Annotated in this window: 16 protein-coding genes and 1 tRNA gene; 7 read left to right on the top strand and 10 right to left on the bottom strand. The window is 35.6% G+C overall.

The features are described 5' to 3' along the window. Window positions 1–4 precede the first annotated feature (4 nt). A complete protein-coding gene (locus CLU83_RS09590) occupies window positions 5–532 on the bottom strand; it encodes a superoxide dismutase family protein (protein ID WP_100431398.1) in 528 nt (175 codons plus the stop codon). Window positions 533–603: 71 nt separating this feature from the next. Continuing rightward, a complete protein-coding gene (locus CLU83_RS09585; RefSeq protein WP_100431397.1) occupies window positions 604–1,128 on the bottom strand; it encodes a hypothetical protein in 525 nt (174 codons plus the stop codon). Window positions 1,129–1,251: 123 nt separating this feature from the next. Between CLU83_RS09585 and CLU83_RS09580 the strand changes: the two genes are divergently transcribed. Both CLU83_RS09580 and CLU83_RS09575 read left to right on the top strand, forming a co-directional pair. Further along, window positions 1,252–1,683 carry an META domain-containing protein gene (locus CLU83_RS09580; protein WP_100433689.1) on the top strand — a complete coding sequence of 144 codons (432 nt, stop codon included), beginning with the start codon at window positions 1,252–1,254 and terminating at the stop codon, window positions 1,681–1,683. A gap of 45 nt (window positions 1,684–1,728) precedes the next feature. Beyond that, complete coding sequence (locus CLU83_RS09575; protein WP_100431396.1) at window positions 1,729–2,235, top strand: DUF4251 domain-containing protein; 507 nt, start codon at window positions 1,729–1,731, stop codon at window positions 2,233–2,235. Window positions 2,236–2,737: 502 nt separating this feature from the next. Here the strand turns inward: CLU83_RS09575 and CLU83_RS09570 are convergent. The 8 genes from CLU83_RS09570 to CLU83_RS09535 form a co-directional block, all read right to left on the bottom strand. Continuing rightward, complete coding sequence (locus tag CLU83_RS09570; protein ID WP_100431395.1) at window positions 2,738–4,528, bottom strand: acyl-CoA dehydrogenase family protein; 1,791 nt, start codon at window positions 4,526–4,528, stop codon at window positions 2,738–2,740. Window positions 4,529–4,566: 38 nt separating this feature from the next. Then, entirely contained in the window at window positions 4,567–4,914 is a 348-nt protein-coding gene (locus tag CLU83_RS09565; protein ID WP_100431394.1) for a four helix bundle protein, read from the bottom strand. Window positions 4,915–4,956: 42 nt separating this feature from the next. Further along, window positions 4,957–6,138 (bottom strand): acetyl-CoA C-acyltransferase, encoded by a 1,182-nt coding sequence (locus CLU83_RS09560; RefSeq protein ID WP_100431393.1) that lies wholly within the window; start codon window positions 6,136–6,138, stop codon window positions 4,957–4,959. A 50-nt stretch (window positions 6,139–6,188) separates the two neighbouring features. After that, complete coding sequence (locus CLU83_RS09555; protein WP_198512276.1) at window positions 6,189–6,551, bottom strand: four helix bundle protein; 363 nt, start codon at window positions 6,549–6,551, stop codon at window positions 6,189–6,191. 32 nt (window positions 6,552–6,583) lie between these two features. After that, entirely contained in the window at window positions 6,584–8,974 is a 2,391-nt protein-coding gene (locus CLU83_RS09550; protein WP_100431392.1) for a 3-hydroxyacyl-CoA dehydrogenase/enoyl-CoA hydratase family protein, read from the bottom strand. Beyond that, window positions 8,958–9,419 carry a MarR family winged helix-turn-helix transcriptional regulator gene (locus CLU83_RS09545; protein WP_100431391.1) on the bottom strand — a complete coding sequence of 154 codons (462 nt, stop codon included), beginning with the start codon at window positions 9,417–9,419 and terminating at the stop codon, window positions 8,958–8,960. The genes CLU83_RS09550 and CLU83_RS09545 overlap by 17 nt, the downstream gene beginning before the upstream one ends. A gap of 225 nt (window positions 9,420–9,644) precedes the next feature. Then, window positions 9,645–10,670: a YafY family protein gene (locus tag CLU83_RS09540; protein WP_100431390.1), complete on the bottom strand. Its 1,026-nt coding sequence runs from the start codon at window positions 10,668–10,670 to the stop codon at window positions 9,645–9,647. 207 nt (window positions 10,671–10,877) lie between these two features. Beyond that, window positions 10,878–11,492, bottom strand: a complete 615-nt coding sequence (locus CLU83_RS09535) for a hypothetical protein (protein ID WP_100431389.1) — start codon at window positions 11,490–11,492, stop codon at window positions 10,878–10,880. A gap of 198 nt (window positions 11,493–11,690) precedes the next feature. Here CLU83_RS09535 and CLU83_RS22080 point away from each other — a divergent pair. The 5 genes from CLU83_RS22080 to CLU83_RS09515 all read left to right on the top strand — a co-directional run bounded on the left by CLU83_RS22080 (window position 11,691) and on the right by CLU83_RS09515 (window position 17,150). Further along, window positions 11,691–11,806: transfer RNA gene (locus CLU83_RS22080), tRNA-OTHER, on the top strand. Between the two features lie 248 nt (window positions 11,807–12,054). After that, on the top strand, window positions 12,055–14,295 hold the full coding sequence (locus tag CLU83_RS09530; protein ID WP_100431388.1) for a hypothetical protein: 2,241 nt from the start codon (window positions 12,055–12,057) through the stop codon (window positions 14,293–14,295). A gap of 90 nt (window positions 14,296–14,385) precedes the next feature. Then, window positions 14,386–15,009, top strand: coding sequence for an AbiV family abortive infection protein (locus CLU83_RS09525; protein WP_100431387.1), 624 nt, complete (start codon window positions 14,386–14,388; stop codon window positions 15,007–15,009). 88 nt (window positions 15,010–15,097) lie between these two features. Continuing rightward, the gene (locus tag CLU83_RS09520; protein ID WP_100431386.1) at window positions 15,098–15,667 is read left to right on the top strand and encodes a hypothetical protein; all 570 of its coding nucleotides are present in this window, start codon (window positions 15,098–15,100) and stop codon (window positions 15,665–15,667) included. A gap of 61 nt (window positions 15,668–15,728) precedes the next feature. Continuing rightward, on the top strand, window positions 15,729–17,150 hold the full coding sequence (locus tag CLU83_RS09515; protein ID WP_100431385.1) for an RtcB family protein: 1,422 nt from the start codon (window positions 15,729–15,731) through the stop codon (window positions 17,148–17,150). Window positions 17,151–17,277 lie beyond the last annotated feature (127 nt).

Genomic DNA, 17,277 nt, shown 5'->3' with positions numbered 1-17,277 from the left:
TTTTTTATTTGATTATTGCCGAACAAGCAACTCTTGCTCCAGCATTTCCTGCAGGCTGGCTTACATAGTCATCGGCTCCTTGGTGAACAATAAGCCCTTTTCCTAAAATATCTTTTGTTGGGTCATCGCCGCCAATAGACCACTCGTCTGTTGTAAAAGTGATGGTGCCATTTCCTTTTACATCTGCAGTAAAATTACCTATATCACCTTTATGATGTTCTGCGTCTCCCCATTTTCCATGTTTTTTAAAAGTAGGATTCCAATGCCCTCCTGCTGAACTCCCATCTGCTGCGGAGCAATCTGATTTTTCGTGGATATGAATAGCGTGAATTCCTGGCTGCAGTCCAGTAATTTTTGCGATAAAAGTTACTTTGCCGTTTTTTTCTGTAAATGTAGCTGTTCCGCTTACTTTGCTGTTGCTTTTGGATTCAAATACCAGATTTAGGCTTTTTGAGTCAGCTGAGCTGCTTTTGGTTTTACAGCCAATTATTGCAATAATAATGACTGCGATTAATAAGATTATTTTTTTCATGATTTTAAAAATTGAAGTGAATGATAAAATTACGTATAAAAAAGCGTATTAAAATTAATGCAGGGTTAAATCTATTTTGATTTTTCGCCTACAAAATGGTTCGTTGGTGATTTAAATAATATATTGAATGAAGTTAAACTTCCATAAATACGGGTAATGTATTGCTGTAATTCAATCTTTTCTATTTCTTCTATTTTACTGCTGTTTATTTTTTGTTCCATAACGCGCAAGCGGTCACGAACCATTATTATTTTATGAAAAAAGGCGTCGATAGGAATTTCTTTGGAAGCTAATCCCGCTTGGCCCGGTTCCAAAATCAGTTTGCCGCCTTTCCATTTATCTCCAATGGGCACGATTTCGGAAACATCCGACCATTTTTTCAAAAGATCTCTGAGGCTTTGTTCCACTTCCGAAAAACTTACTGTATCTACTTCGTCAACAGTTGCTTCTATAACTTTAAAGTCATCATTCAAAGGGATTGTTTCCAGTCCATTTTCTATAAACGTTACCCAATACTCTCTCGACGAGACATTGGTTATCACTCCTTTTCCATATTGCGGGTGTTCAATTCGAGAACCTATTTCTAATAATGTCATATTTGTTTTTTCTTTTTTACGAAAATAATCATACCTTTTTTAAAAAGCAAATTTGAAATCGGAATGTCTTTTTCTTATTAATTTTTCTTATTTTTACGTTATATGATTTTTAAATTATTGATCATGAGGGTAATAATGGTATTTGTGGTTTTTGTTTGCATGAGTTTTGTTTCATGCGGTACATCAAAAACAGCAGGGAAAAAAGCTTCAATCGAAGGCACTTGGGAATTGAAATATATGACTGGACCCAAAATTGCTTTTGATGGTTTGTTTCCTAACAAAAAGCCAACAATTGCTTTTAATTTGGCAGAAAACAAAATTACAGGCAACAATAGCTGTAATGAGTATTTTGGTGCTTTACTTATAGATGGCGCTAAAATTAATTTTAAAGACGCCAAAATAAGCATGACTATGATGGCTTGTGAAGGAAATGGGGATTCGTTTTATATGGAAACCTTAAATAAAATTGAATCGTACACGATAACTGACAATGGTAAAACCTTAAACTTTTTGTTAGGTAATATTGTGATGATGCGGTTTGCTCGCCTGAAGTGATTTTTTTAAATTATTCGTTTATAGAATTATAAAAATCAAAGGATTATGAAAACATTGGTATTATCTTTTTTTCTTTCTCTTTCAATGCTGATAGGCTTTGGACAGGAAAAAACAAAACAGCAGATAAAAGAAGAGCAAAAACTAGCAAAACAAAAAGAAGTAGAAGCTCTTATTGATTCCAAGGAATTTGAATTTGTGGGAGATAGAGCTTATCCGCAAAGCGGGAGAAGTATTGATCTGACTACAAATTCAAACTATTTTAGATTGAAAAATGATTCCATTCACAGTGAAATGCCTTTTTTTGGGAGAGCATACAGTGGAGTGGCTTATGGCGGTGGAGGCGGTTTATATTTTAAAGGTCCCATAAAAAACTATTCAGTTGAAAAAGGCAAAAAAAAGTATATAATAAAAGCCGATGTTCGAGATTCATCTGATTCTTATTCTGTTTTTTTAACAGTCTTTTTTGATGGCGGAGCTTCTTTAAATATTAATTCTAACAATCGGGCTCCGATTAACTATAGTGGAGACATTGAGAAATTGAAAAAAAAATAATTTTTTCAGATTTTCTATTGTCTTTTGTTTCAAGTAAAACTGATTTGTGGGATTGGCTGAAAAATAAATATCTGTTATTATTGGTCAATGCCAAAAATAATATTCTGTTAAAGAACAATAGAATTTTTATATAGGCGGAGGAGTTAAAATTGATTGGTATTCAAAAATTAATGGTAAGAACCTTGATGTCGAAAACGGAAAATTGACGAATCATTATAATTATAACCTGAGCTCGATTATTATTCTCTCCAACGGTTGAAACCGTTGACTATAGTTAAACCTTAGATTATTTTTTTGAATGATGGCAAAAAAGCAAAATGTTTTCTTTGAGCCCCGATTGAAGTAAATTTTTCTGTTTCAAAAATTAATAATGAGTTAAGGGTAGTAATAATTTCAGTAAGCATTGTTCAACAAGCCAAACTATTAGCACATAAAAAAACCGCTTTGTCATTCAGGGACAACAGCGGTTTTTTACAAATAAAAACTAAAAAGGTGTAAATATTTAGAAACAGTAAGCATTCTCAGCAACTAATTTTGAGGTGATTGTTTCCCTCAAACCAACAACATTTGGCATGTTGACGTATTTAGTGTAACGGCGTAATCCCATTAACATCATGCGCTGTTCATCGCCTTCGGCAAAAGAAATAATGCTTTCTTTTCCTTTTTGTGTTACGATGTCAACTGCTTGGTACAGGTATAATTGAGCCATTGCGATTTGTTCTTTTATTGTGTCCGCACCGTTTGTTTTGGCTAATTTTTCGGTTCTCAAGATAGTACTTTCGGCCATGTAGATTTCGATTAAAATATCCGAAGCAGCCATCAGTAATTGTTGGTGTGCGTCTAAGTCAGGACCGTATTTTTGAACAGCTCCACCGGCAACCATTAGGAATGCTTTTTTCAATTTACCGATCATTTCTTTTTCTTCAGCAAACAATTCAGAATAATCAGGAGTGTCAAAAGACGGAATTCCCATTAATTCCTCCTGTACTTTAGAAGCAGGTCCTAGTAAATCAACATGACCTTTCATCGCTTTTTTGATCAGCATTCCAACCGAAAGCATTCTGTTGATTTCGTTAGTTCCTTCATAGATACGGGCAATACGGGCATCTCTCCAGGCACTTTCCATAGGCGTGTCTTCTGAGAATCCCATTCCTCCAAAGATTTGAATTCCTTCATCGGCACAGTTTTGAACGTCTTCCGAAACAGCTACTTTTAAGATAGAACACTCAATAGCATATTCTTCCACACCTTTCAATTCTGATTCTTGATGTGAAACACCTTCTGATTCACGAGCGGTGATTCTGTCTTCAATATCTTTTGCAGCGCGGTACGTAGCACTTTCTCCAGCGTAACATGAAGTTGCCATTTGGGCCAATTTAGAACGGATAGCTCCAAATTGAGAAATAGCAGTATTGAACTGGATTCTTTCATTAGAATAATGAACCGCCCCAGTGATTACTCTGCGTTGTGCGTCCAAACAGGCAGCTGCCAATTTGATACGGCCAATGTTTAAGGCATTCATGGCAATTTTGAAACCATTTCCTCTTTCAGACAGCATGTTTTCAACAGGAACTTTAGTTTCATTGAAGAAAACCTGACGAGTAGAAGAGGCGCGAATACCTAATTTATGCTCTTCTTCTCCAAAAGAAATTCCGTTATCTTTTGTGTTTTCCAAAATGAATCCAGTGATATTTTTGTCCTCACCAATCCTTGCAAATACAATAAATACTGAACAGAATCCTGCATTTGAAATCCACATTTTTTGTCCAGTGATCGAATATGTTTTTCCATCTTCTGATAAAACGGCTTTAGTTTTTCCAGAATTGGCATCAGATCCAGCCCCCGGCTCAGTCAAACAATAGGCTCCAAACCATTCGCCTGTAGCTAATTTTGGTACATATTTTTGTTTTTGTTCCTCAGTTCCGTAAAGTGTGATTGGCATTGTTCCAATTCCGGTGTGAGCTCCAAAAGCAGTAGAGAATGAACCCGTTGCTCCCGAAATATAATCACATACCAAAACAGTATTTACAAATCCCATTCCCATTCCGCCATAAGCTTCAGGAACGGCTACGCTTAAGAAACCAAGATCTCCGGCTTTTCGCATGGATTCTTCGGTAAAAGCATAATCTTTATTTTCGAAACGGTTTTTGTTAGGCCAAATTTCTTTGTCCACAAACTCTCTTACAGAGTCGCGCATCATTAACTGCTCTTCGTTGAAATCTTCCGGTGTGAATATATCTTCACATTTTGTTTCTTTTACGATGAATTGACCACCTCTTGTTTTGTCGCTCATTTTTTTATTATTTTAAATTTTGAATTGTAAATTTTAAATTATTTTGACTCTTGTGATGTTTTGATGATTTTGGTTATTATGTTAATAATGTGTTCAACTTCAATTAAATAATGATTAATTTCAATTGTTGTTAAATCAGATTTATCTAATAATCGCAACCAATATTTAGTTTCTCTCGCTTCTTTTGATGCAATGGACATTTTATGAATAAAATCTTTTCTTGATTGTGCAGCGATTGCTTCTTCAACATTTGCTCCAATACTTGTTGCTGATCTTAAGATTTGTTTAGAAATTATGAATTCATTCTCTTTTTTAAGCTGAACAAAAAGGTTTACTATCGATAGTGCAAAATCAAATGTCTTTGTTGCAATAATATTTTCCTTCATGTATGTTCATTTAAAATTTATAATTCAAAATTTATAATAAAATTAAAGTACTTCATAAATCCCCGCACTTCCTTGTCCAGTTCCCACACACATAGAAACAATTCCGTATTTGCTTCCTCTGCGTTTCATCTCGTCAAATAATTGAACGGAAAGTTTAGCTCCGGTACAGCCTAGAGGGTGGCCCAAAGCAATTGCCCCGCCATTCACATTGATAATATCTGGATTCAGGTTTAGCTCGCGGGTAACTGCTAATGCTTGAGAAGCAAAAGCCTCGTTCAATTCAATTAGATCGATGTCATTTAAAGTCAATCCTGCTTGTTTCAATGCTTTCGGAATTGCTTTTACAGGGCCGATTCCCATGATTCTTGGTTCAACACCTGCAGAGGCGAAGTTTACCAAACGAGCGATTGGCTGAAGATTTAATTCTTTCACCATTTCTTCGCTCATAACCAGTACAAAAGCGGCACCATCGCTCATTTGGGAAGAGTTACCTGCTGTTACGCTTCCATCTGCAGCAAACACAGGTCTTAGGTTAGCCAATGCTTCCAAAGATGTTCCGGCTCTTGGACCTTCGTCTTTGTTTACCACGTATGATTTGGTTTCTTTCTTGCCATTTTCATTGATGAAAGTCTGCTCAACTGTAATAGGCGCAATTTGTTTGTCAAATTTACCTTCAGCTTGAGCTTTCAAAGCTTTGTTGTGTGATTGAAAAGCAAATTCATCTTGATCTGCTCTCGAAATGTTGAATTGTTTCGCCACCGCTTCCGATGTCAATCCCATTCCCCAGTAGTAATCCTCATGTCCCGCTTTTGCGACAGCATAATCCGGAGTAGGTTTGTAACCTCCCATTGGAATATAACTCATACTTTCGGCTCCTCCGGCAATGATGCAATGTGCCATTCCTGATTGGATTTTGGCAGTTGCCATTCCGATGGTTTCCAGTCCTGAAGCGCAATATCTGTTTACTGTAACTCCAGGCACGTCATCTACTTTTAATCCCATCAAAGAGATTAAACGTCCCACGTTCAGACCTTGTTCAGCTTCTGGCATGGCGTTACCCACCATAACATCGTCAATGCGCGTTTTGTCAAAATCAGGCAACTCATTCATCATGTATTGAATGGTTTCTGCAGCCAGCTCGTCAGGTCTTTTAAATCTAAAAACTCCTTTTGGGGCTTTTCCAACTGCAGTTCGGTATGCTTTAACTATATAGGCTGTTTTCATTGTTAAAAAGTATTAAGATTGGAGAATTAAGTATTAAGATTTTCCAATCGTTATTTGTTATTAGTTTTTAGAGATTTTTGAAGAGCAAAATTCATGTTACTTACTTCTACCAAATTATTGATGATTGGAATAACTTTTTCTTCTTCAACTAACTCTAAACGTTTTGAAATCATTAACTGAGTTATTAATTCATAAGTTGAACCATTTGCAATACCAAGAAAATGAACAAATTCATTATTTGAATTTCTTCCTGATCCTTCTGCAATATTTGAAGGTATAGAGACGGCACATTTTTTAATTTGATGTGTTAAGTTAAATTTTTCATCAGATGGTAATTCTGAAGTAACTTTATAAACATCTACAGCAATATCCATTGCTTTCTGCCAAATCTTTAATTTTTCAAATTGATGCATAGGTCTTAATACTTAATTCTAAATACTCAATACTAATTTCTCAAAGGTTTCCCTTTGGTTAACATAAATTGAATTCTTTCCAATGTTTTTCTCTCAGTACAAAGCGACAAGAAAGCTTCACGTTCCAAATCCAATAAATATTGTTCAGATACCAAAGTGTGTTCAGATAAATCACCGCCAGCCATAACATAAGCCAGTTTGTTTGCAATTTTCAAATCGTGCTCTGAGATGTATTTACCGGCAACCATTTGGTTGGTTCCTACCAAGAACATTCCTAAAGCCTGTTTACCCAAAACTTTTACATCAGTTCTGTGGATAGGCTGTGTATAACCAGCTTCGGCCATTAATAACGCATGTTTTTTAGCTTCGGCAATTTGACGGTCTTTGTTTACTACGATTACATCTTTACCGTGCTGTAGAAGACCAGTATCAAAAGCTTCGTAACCTGAAGTCGATACTTTTGCCATAGCAATTGTTAAGAAATACTCTTGAAGCACATTCAATTCCACATCATTTTTACGGAATAAATCAGATGCACGCATGGCCATTTCTTTCGAACCGCCACCGCCGGGAATCACCCCAACACCAAATTCAACTAATCCCATATAGGTTTCTGCAGCAGCAACTACTTTGTCAGCGTGTAAGCTCATTTCGCATCCACCGCCAAAAGTCATTCCGTGAGGAGCAACAACAACTGGGATTCCTGAATAACGCACACGCATCATTGTATCTTGGAACATTTTGATGGCCATATTCAGTTCATCATATTCTTGCTCAACTGCCATCATGAATATCATTCCGATGTTGGCACCAACAGAGAAATTCGTCGCTTGGTTTCCAATAACCAAACCTTGATATTCTTTTTCGGATAAATCTATCGCTTTATTGATCGCAGTTAAAACATCGCCGCCAATCGTATTCATTTTAGATTGGAATTCTAGATTCAAAATTCCGTCACCCAAGTCTTGGATGATAGCTCCGCTGTTGCTCCAAACTTTTTTGCTTTCGCGAATGTTGTTCAGGATGATAAAGGCATCTTGTCCCGGAACTTTAGTCTGCGATTTTGTTGGAATATTGTAGAAATAAGTAGCTCCTTCTTTTACAGTATAAAAACTAGTGCTTCCAGAAGCAATCATTTCGGTAACCCAAGCTGCAGGTTCAAGATCTTCGGCTTTTATGATTTCGATTCCGTTTTGAACGCCAATGGCATCCCAAATTTCGAATGGACCATTTTCCCATCCAAAACCAGCTTTCATGGCATCGTCTATTTTGTATAACTCATCAGAGATTTCAGGGATACGGTTGGAAACATAAGCAAACATTCCAGAGAAACTTTTTCTGTAGAATTCGCCTGCTTTGTCTTTTCCTTTAACTAAAACCTTAAATCTGTTGATTGGTTTGTCGATTGTTTTTGTCAATTCCAAAGTAGCGAAAGAAGCTCTTTTGGCAGGACGGTATTCAAGAGTGTCCAAATCTAAAGAAAGAATGTCTTTGTCTACTTTTTTGTAGAAACCTTGGCCAGTTTTGCTTCCGTACCATTTGTTTTCGATCATTTTGTTGACAAAATCTGGAAGTTTGAACAATTCGTGCTGTTCGTCTGTTGGGCAGTTTTCGTAGATTCCGTTGGCAACATGCACCAAAGTGTCTAATCCAACAACATCCACAGTTCTGAAAGTAGCCGATTTTGGACGTCCAATAACCGGTCCTGTCAATTTATCTACTTCTTCAACAGTCAATCCCAATTCTTTTACCAAGTGGAATAAACTTTGGATTCCGTAAATACCAATACGGTTTCCAATAAATGCTGGAGTATCTTTGGCAACAACCGAAGTTTTACCCAAGAATTTTTCTCCGTATATGGTTAGAAAATCCAAAACCTCAGCTGAAGTTTGCGGACCAGGAATGATTTCGAATAATTTTAAGTAACGCGCCGGATTAAAAAAGTGAGTACCACAGAAATGTTTTTGGAAATCCTCGCTGCGTCCTTCGCTCATAAAGTGAATTGGAATACCGGAAGTGTTTGATGTTACCAAAGTTCCCGGTTTTCTGAATTTTTCAATTTGTTCAAAAACCATTTTTTTGATGTCCAAACGCTCCACAACCACTTCGATAATCCAATCTACATTGGCAATCTTGGCCATATCATCTGTAGTGTTTCCAGTGGTGATTCGGCTGGCGAATTTTTGGCTGTAAATAGGAGAGGGCTTTGATTTTAATGAGTTGGCCAAATGTTCGTTTACCACACGGTTGCGAACAATTTTACTTTCAAGCGTAAGTCCTTTTTTGGCTTCGGCATCAGTCAATTCTTTTGGAACAATATCCAAAAGCAAGACTTCGACTCCAATGTTGGCAAAATGACAAGCAATTCCCGAACCCATAATTCCGGATCCAATTACTGCAACTTTTTTAATGGTTCGTTTCATTATTTTCCTGTTGATTAAATATATTTTTATTCTGAATTAGTTCGTTGATAATTTCAGCTACCTCTATAAAATTGTTTATCTTTTCTTCTGAGACATGCTGCCTTACAGATTCATTAAATTTCAAAACAGTATTCTTAGAAAGCTCTCTTTTTTCTTTTCCAAAATCGGTCAGGTAAATCAAAACGCCTCTGCCGTCTTCTGGATTTTTCTTTCGGATGATTAAGCCTTTTTCCTCCATCGATTTTAAGGTTCTGGTAAGGCTTGTGGCTTCCATTCCCATTCTTGGACCTAATGCTGTCGAAGGTGTGCCTTCCTCTCTGTCAATGCTTAATAGAGCAAATCCGGTTGCCATTGTCGCGTCATATTTATTGGCTTCTTCGTTGTACATTCTGGAGACTGCTTGCCAGGTTGCTCTTAGGATATAATCAAGTGTTTTGTTTTTCATAAGCTACTATATCGATTTCAAAAGTAATAAAAAAAATACTATGCATGCATAATAAAATTCGTTTTTTTTTAATTTTTTATAAATATAGATAAAAAACTCCTTTGAAATAAGGAGTTTAGGAAATATTATGCATGCGTTGTATATTCTTAATTTTACTCAAAATGGTACTTTTTGAGTTTTAAATAAAAAGGGATGAAATTGTGATTTAGAGTACTTAAAATACTATTATTTATTTGCTTCACTTTCATAACGCAGCAATCCTTTCTGCAGAATTGATTTCATGCGTCCGCGTAAATTTTCGGGGCGAAGTACTTCCAGGCTGTCTCCAAAACCCAATAAAATGCGTTCCAACTCATAATTAGGAATGATAAAAAGATGCACAATAATACTGCCGTCTTCATTTTGAGTAATCACCCTTTGTGAATTATGCAAAGGTTTGGTTATCACATAAGGTGCATTCTTAGCATCAATCCAAAGTTCAATACGCCTCGGTTGCAGACCAGTGTTTACAGTAACACCCACCACATTTTTGTAATAAGTTTCGGGATTGAAGTTTTGTTCCAGATAAGGTAAATTCAGGTTGTAGTCAATCGAAATGATTCGGTCGAGCGCGAGATTCGTAATCGGCTGGCTTTCTTTTCTTCGTCCCACCAAGAACCACCGATTATTAAATTCTTTCAGAATAAAAGGATGAAAGTTGAAGACCTTTTCTTCTCGTGATGTGAATGATTTGTAGGTAATCACCAAAACGATTTTTTTGATAATCGCCTGATAGATTTCTTCCAAGAAATGCAGTCCTTTCAAATTCTCATTTTTATCCAAATGAATCACCGGATGCGTATGGGACTTTTCGGCATAGATTTTATCTTCCAACCGCTGTAAGATATCCGAAACATCATTAAACAAAGAGAAATCCTTAAACTGTTTCAGCATCGAAACCGTTTCAGTCAAAACGTTCATGTCGGTTTCCGTCAGCGGAATATCAGTAATCGAAAAATCTTCATCTTCGTATTTGTAAAACTTCTTGTCATACACCACAATGGGTGCATTATACCCCAATTTCTCCGACCGCATCAGCTGAATATCCATCTGAATCGTGCGTTTGCTTACCGAATTTTCCCGGCCTTCATATTCAAAAAGTGCCTCGGAACAGGCTTCAATTAAGTCTTCAAGAGTCCATTGACGGTATTGGTTCTGCAGGCATTTGTCAATGGTTTTATAACGAATTAAGGCATTCTTGTTTTGTGACATATTTTGGTTTTTATTGGGGCGTGACCCGTAGTCTCGTCTTTTGGGACGAGACTACGGGTCGGGCTTTACGTTCCCGCTTTTTTTCTATATCAATTGCCTCGGGTTTAAACCCGAGGCAATTGATATAGAAAAAAGAGCTCCACTTCAAACGAAGTTCACTGAACTCCGATGATAAAAAGAATTAAGTGAAGTAATCCCTCACGCAATTCACGTTAATAAAGTAATTTCTTTTTTAATATTATTCCTCGCCTTTTCATCAAACAGCTTTTGGAAGACTTCTGTTTTATAAATGAACTCCTGCTCCAGAAAATGTTCCAAAGCTTTTTTTCTTCCGGGTTTGTACAAAATATTAGGGTAAATTTTATATTCTTTCCTAATCTGATTGCAATACGTTTGATAAGCTTCCCAGTCTTTCGAAAGTATTTTTAAATCAAAATCAATCAGCCAGTTGATGTCTTCAGTTTTATTATGCTGATGCAGTTGTGTGGCACAAATAGCGTCAAAAACGAATTGTTTATCGAGTAAAACATCATCAGGAAAAATAGCTAAAGCCAGTTCTGCGCTTCTCAATTCATTGTCTTTTCGGGTGGCTTTATAAACATAGTCGTGGTAGAAAATACTGTATAAGACTTCGTTCGGATTTTTGAGATTGCTTTGATAAATATCAAATAATTCAATCATTTCCTGTAAATGATTCAAATTATGATAGTGTCGAGATTTAGCAGTATATGCTTTTTCTAAATCATGCCATAAATTATTGATTTCATTCGGATTGATGTCAATTGTAATCAATAATTCGGAATGCCTTTCTTGTAAATTCATATCATAGATTTAAACAAATATAAAAAATATTTTTAACTGCGCAAAATAACTGCGTAGTAGTACTGACATCTTTGCTTCAGAAATAAAAACAAGTTCATTGAAATAAAAATTTGAGTCAATCAGGTCAAGTATAAGTTACTTCGAAACACTTTCCACGTACACACTTACGCCATTACCTTTTTACTCAAATTTGTATTTGGGGCAGTAGCTCAGCGGTAGAGCAATGTTAGTTTTAAAATTATCCTAAAAGGTCAATTAAAACTTACTTCCGCTTGTCACGCCATCGGTCGTGGGTTCGAATCCCACCTGCTCCACAATTAATGGTCAATTAAAACTTACTTCAGACAACGGCTACTTTCGGTTCGAATCCGAACACAGTTTTAAAATCATCATTAATAAAATGAGGGTCAAGATTAACTTACTTCGGGGGAAACCCACCAAACTGTCACTTTGAATCAGTTAGTCCATTACACTCAAATTTTAAGGTCAAGTGTTTCTTACTTCAAAATCTTTTAGGTAGAAATCAGGAACACAATTATCTAAATTTTAAAAATTAAAAAAAATGAAAACAGCAGCATTATTAAAAATCAGTTTGCGTCAAAACGCAATTTTCATTCCAACAGAAATGATTGCGAATGATATCAAAAAATTATCAGGAACAACCTCGGTTTTAGTAGCCAATGTTTCCAAACTTGGATTTACATTTTCCGAATCATTATTACATGCTTTAAATAATGTGAACCCAAATTATAAAGTGGAAGTTTTAGAAGCTCTAAAAGAAGTTTTAGGAACAGATAAAAACTGGACACCTTTGGTTAAGGAATGGGATATTCCAACAGGAGAAACTGTTTTAGATCATATCGTGACTTTTTTCGGAAACGTTTTTAAAACGAATAACGGTATGGCTTTGCAATGTGGCCACACAATTCCTTACAATACATTTCCATTAGAAAGATACAATGGTTGTCCATTCTGCGGAACTCCACTTGAATTCGGTAAAATCGAAAATTTTGGTCAGGGAAGCAAATTAAAAGTATTGGGTTTATGGAACGAAAAGGAGTTGGAAGACTTTTACAAATCGTTATTACAATCTAAAACTGCTTTAGACGCTACGCAGATAGAGAGTTTGAAAATGGCAATGAAATATTTACCATTGCCAAAAATAGATATTACGATGAAGGAAACGTTGATGTTAGTTATTGATGTTTTAATTGCAGAAGGTAAAGCAGAAAGTACATCTCAATATTTCAAAACGCCTACAGATATCTTAAGATATTTGTGGTTCAAGAATACGGGAATGCTACAGATTATCGAGCCAAAAACTATTATTCAGAGAACATCAAAAAACGCACAACATTTTCACAATGCTTTGGATACAAGTGCACAGGCTATACTAGCTTCTAAAAAAGATTTGAAACTTAAATATTCAAGAAAAGAATGTTTGATGGTTGCCAATTGGCTGAATAATTTGGATATGGAAGTAGAAGCGATCTGCGAAATCATGCATCCAAAAAGAGGCATGTGGGTTCGTTTTATCAGAGCATTGCGTTTGGCAGAATACAGTAAAAGAAAAGGTTTTGAAAAATTAGCCTTTTTAATGGATGTATTTTACAATCAGGTTTATGATGTTTGGCAAAGTAAAGTGAATACGAACAGAATCAAATTTGATGCTGATAAAACATTTGCTTTATTGAAACAACGTCCAGGTTTGTTTGCACGTTCGTTGTTTTCGAATATGCTTTGGTTTGGTGCAGATGAAACAATTGCGCATTTTACGGAGATTATCGATAAAGTTCCGGCAAGATTGGTTTTTACATTAAACATGTATGCACAAAATTATTTTGATAAAAACATACAAAGAAGTGTGAAGCCTTTGGGTGGAACCAACAAAAGAATTGCGCCAAATGGTTTATTGAACTTATACGACGAAGCACAATTAGAAGCGATGAAAAATCAAATCGAAGCCTTGTGTCTTTTGGCGATGAAAAAAAGATTTGCAGCAATCACAAACACGAACAAAACGATGTATATTGATTCGCAATTGTTTAATATGCCGGTTTCTATTGGAGACAGAAGTGAGACTGTTCAGGATTTACCAGTGGCTTTAATGGGAACACGTTTCCCAATTGAGGGTAATGAAGTGCGGTTGTTTATGCAATGGGGTAAAGATTTGCCAGCCCAACATTTGGATATGGATTTGAGTTGCCATATTGCTTATGAAGATAAATTGGATATGTGTTCTTTCAGCCGATTGACTACAACAGGTTGTCAGCACAGTGGTGATATCCGAAGCATTCCTAATAAAATTGGAACGGCAGAATATATCAACATCAACATCGATGAATTAGCGAAAGCCAAAGCAAAATTTGTAACTTTTACTTGTAATGCTTACAGCAATGGAAGCATTACACCAAATCTTGTTGTGGGTTGGATGAATAGTAAGTTCCCGATGCGAATTTCAGAAACTACTGGTGTGGCATATGACCCATCTTGTGTAGATCATCAGGTTCGCATTACGCAAAATGTTGCCAAAGGTTTGGTTTTCGGAGTGTTGGATGTAGCCAAAAGAGAAATCGTTTGGTTAGAGATGACTTTTGGAGGTCAGGTTGTTCAAGGTTTGGATTTTAAAGGAGTTCAGGCATTGTTGTCAAAATTAAACAGCAAATTGAATATTGGTAGTTTGTTACAACTTAAAGCGGAAGCTCAAGGTTTGACAATCACAGAGGATGAAAATGCTGATGAGGTGTACAACGCGCAATGGGCAATGAACGCTGCGGCAGTTACGCAATTATTAATTGATTAAATTTAAACCATGGATTCTTGATTGAATCCGTGGTTTTTGTGTTCACTAATGAAGAAGAGCTGATTTTTTTAAATTAAAACCTGAATATTTATGAAACTTGTTAAAGAACAATATTTTCAAGCTATTGAAAAAGCTTTTAATAATGCTGAAGAATTAATTGAAGAAGCTGAGATTCTAGCAAAACATAATAAGAATGCTAGAGCTTATACACTTTTTCAATTTTCTATTGAAGAAATAGGAAAAGCATTTTTAATATTTCAATTTGTCTTAAATGGTAATATAGAAGATATTGAAGAGACAAAAAAGTTTTTTAAAGATTTTAGAAGTCATACCGTTAAAACTGAAACTTCTCAAGGTATCGATTTTATGTTTGCTTTGCAAATTGAGAAAAGTTCCTATTCGAAAAAATTGATTGAAGAATTTATATTTGATAGAGTTGATGTTGCTGTTTCTAATGATTATAAAAATTATAGTCTCTATACTTCTTACAAAGATGGAGAATTTTATAAACCATCTGAAATTATTACTAACGATATGTTAGATAAGATTTCTAAACATGCCAAATTTAGATTGCAAGTTGGAAAACCATTTATAAAACTTGGTATTGATAATTATGATATTCTTTTCGAAACTCGTGGCAGTTTAGATGAAGAAGAAGCATCTATTCAAACTCAAAAAAAGATAGAAGAACTTCTAAATTCAAAATTTGATTAAAAAATTATCATTGAGCTTTGAATAAATTTATCTACGCAAAATAACTACGCAGTAGTATTTTGAATCTTTAAAAAATAAATTGATAGATATGAAAAATTCAGAATTTGAAATCCATCCTTTTAATGAAGCTTTTTATAGTAAAGCTTTATTAACCAAAACACGTTCAATTTTGAATGATGTTGAATCATTAAACGATTTTTGGAAAAAAGAATATTACGATTGTCAAAATGATGATGTGATTTTAGATTTGCTTCAAAATATCATTCTTAATGTAGGAGCAATTTCTCGGTTTTTTTGGCCTTCAAAGAATACTGGGAATTATAAAAATAGAGCGGAAAAGTTACGCGAAGTTTATAATATTAACTATTCTAATCTTTTGAGAGATAGAAAAATGAGAAATCTTATTGAGCACTTTGATGAAAATCTAGATGATTTTTTAAAAGAATTTATTAACGGAATAGTCATGCAGAAATACGTAGGACCAATAACTTACGTAGATGATGCAAGAATATTTTTTAGAGCATATTTTTATGATAAACATATTTTTAAGATGTTCAATGTGGAATATGAAATAAAACCAATAATAGCCGAAATTAAGAGAATTAATGAAATTTTATTACTGCAACAAGAAAACGGTGGTCGATTTATATTAAAATAACTGCACAGCAGTATAAGACCTTTGTCAATATGAATCTTTGCCACTTTAAAAGAAAATAAAAATGGAAACACAAATCAACGGATTTGAATTAATGGAACTAGGTTTTCCTCAGGGCGAAATCATAGGAATTGCATTGAAAATTAACAGAAAAAGAAATGGTTTCAAAAGAGATGAAATGATAACACATTTCAAAAATGTACTAGAAACTCCAGAACAATATATAGACGATAAAATTTTCAGTCCATTAGCTATAGCTTTGATCGAAAAAGCAAGTGAAAAACCAGAAGATTTCATCGCTTTAAATCCAAACCCAAATGCATATGCTTCTTACGGAGCAGAACACATCGAAGAAGGTGCCAGGAAACAAATGGAAGTCGCCATGCAGTTGCCTGTAACTGTCGCTGGAGCTTTAATGCCCGATGCACATCAAGGTTACGGATTGCCGATTGGCGGAGTTTTGGCAACCAAAAATGCCATTATTCCTTATGGAGTGGGAGTCGATATTGGTTGCAGAATGGCATTGTCTGTTTATGATATTCCCGAAGGATTCTATTATGAAAACGAAGCTAAATTCAAAAGAGAATTGGTTGCTCATACCAAGTTTGGTGCGGGACACGGTTTTCACGGACAATACAAATCAGAGCATGCGGTTTTAGAAAATGATGTTTTCAATAGGATTCCGTTTGTTCAGCACTTAAAAGACAAAGCCTGGTCCCAATTGGGTTCATCTGGCGGAGGAAATCACTTTGTGGAATTCGGAATCATGGAATTTGCAAAAGACGATGCCGTTTTGAATATTCCAAAAGGAAAATATGTGGCTTTGTTGACGCATTCGGGTTCTAGAGGAATGGGAGCAACTATTGCGGGACATTATACCAAAATTGCAAAAGACGTTTGTAAACTTCCAGATGTTGCCAAAAATTTAGCCTATTTGGATATGAATTCTCAATTGGGTCAGGAATATTGGATGGCGATGAACTTGGCGGGAGATTATGCGTCGGCCTGTCATGAAATTATTCATGTCAAAATGCAGAAAGCTTTAGGTGCTGTAGTTTTGGCGAAAGTCGAAAACCACCACAACTTTGCCTGGAAAGAAATCTGGAATGGCGAAGAAGTTATTGTGCATAGAAAAGGAGCAACTCCGGCAGGAAAAGGCGTGATGGGAATTATTCCGGGAAGTATGACGGCACCAGGATTTTTGGTAAGAGGAAAAGGCGAGAAGAATGCTATTAACTCCGCTTCACATGGAGCAGGAAGACAAATGAGCAGAACTCAGGCGATCAAAACCATTACCAAAAATGAAATGCAGACCATTTTGAAAGATCACGGCGTAACGCTTATCGGTGCAGGTTTAGACGAAGCGCCAATGGCTTACAAAGATATCAATCAGGTTATGGAAGCCCAACAGGAATTGGTTGATGTAGTGGCGAAGTTTACTCCAAAAATGGTACGAATGGCTGATGACGGAAGTAGAGAAGATTAAACAAACCTAACAGGTTCCAAAACCTGTTAGGTTTTAATTTACAACACATTAACGAATTCATTTACTTTTTACGGATTTCCGCAATATTAAGAAAATTATTATAATTATATTTGAGGAAAACTATTAA

The sequence above is a fragment of the Flavobacterium sp. 1 genome, assembly GCF_002797935.1.
In the GTDB taxonomy this organism is placed as follows: Bacteria; Bacteroidota; Bacteroidia; order Flavobacteriales; family Flavobacteriaceae; genus Flavobacterium.
The sequence above is the reverse complement of the archived record's forward strand: the minus strand, read 5'-3'. Positions and strand labels throughout refer to the sequence as shown.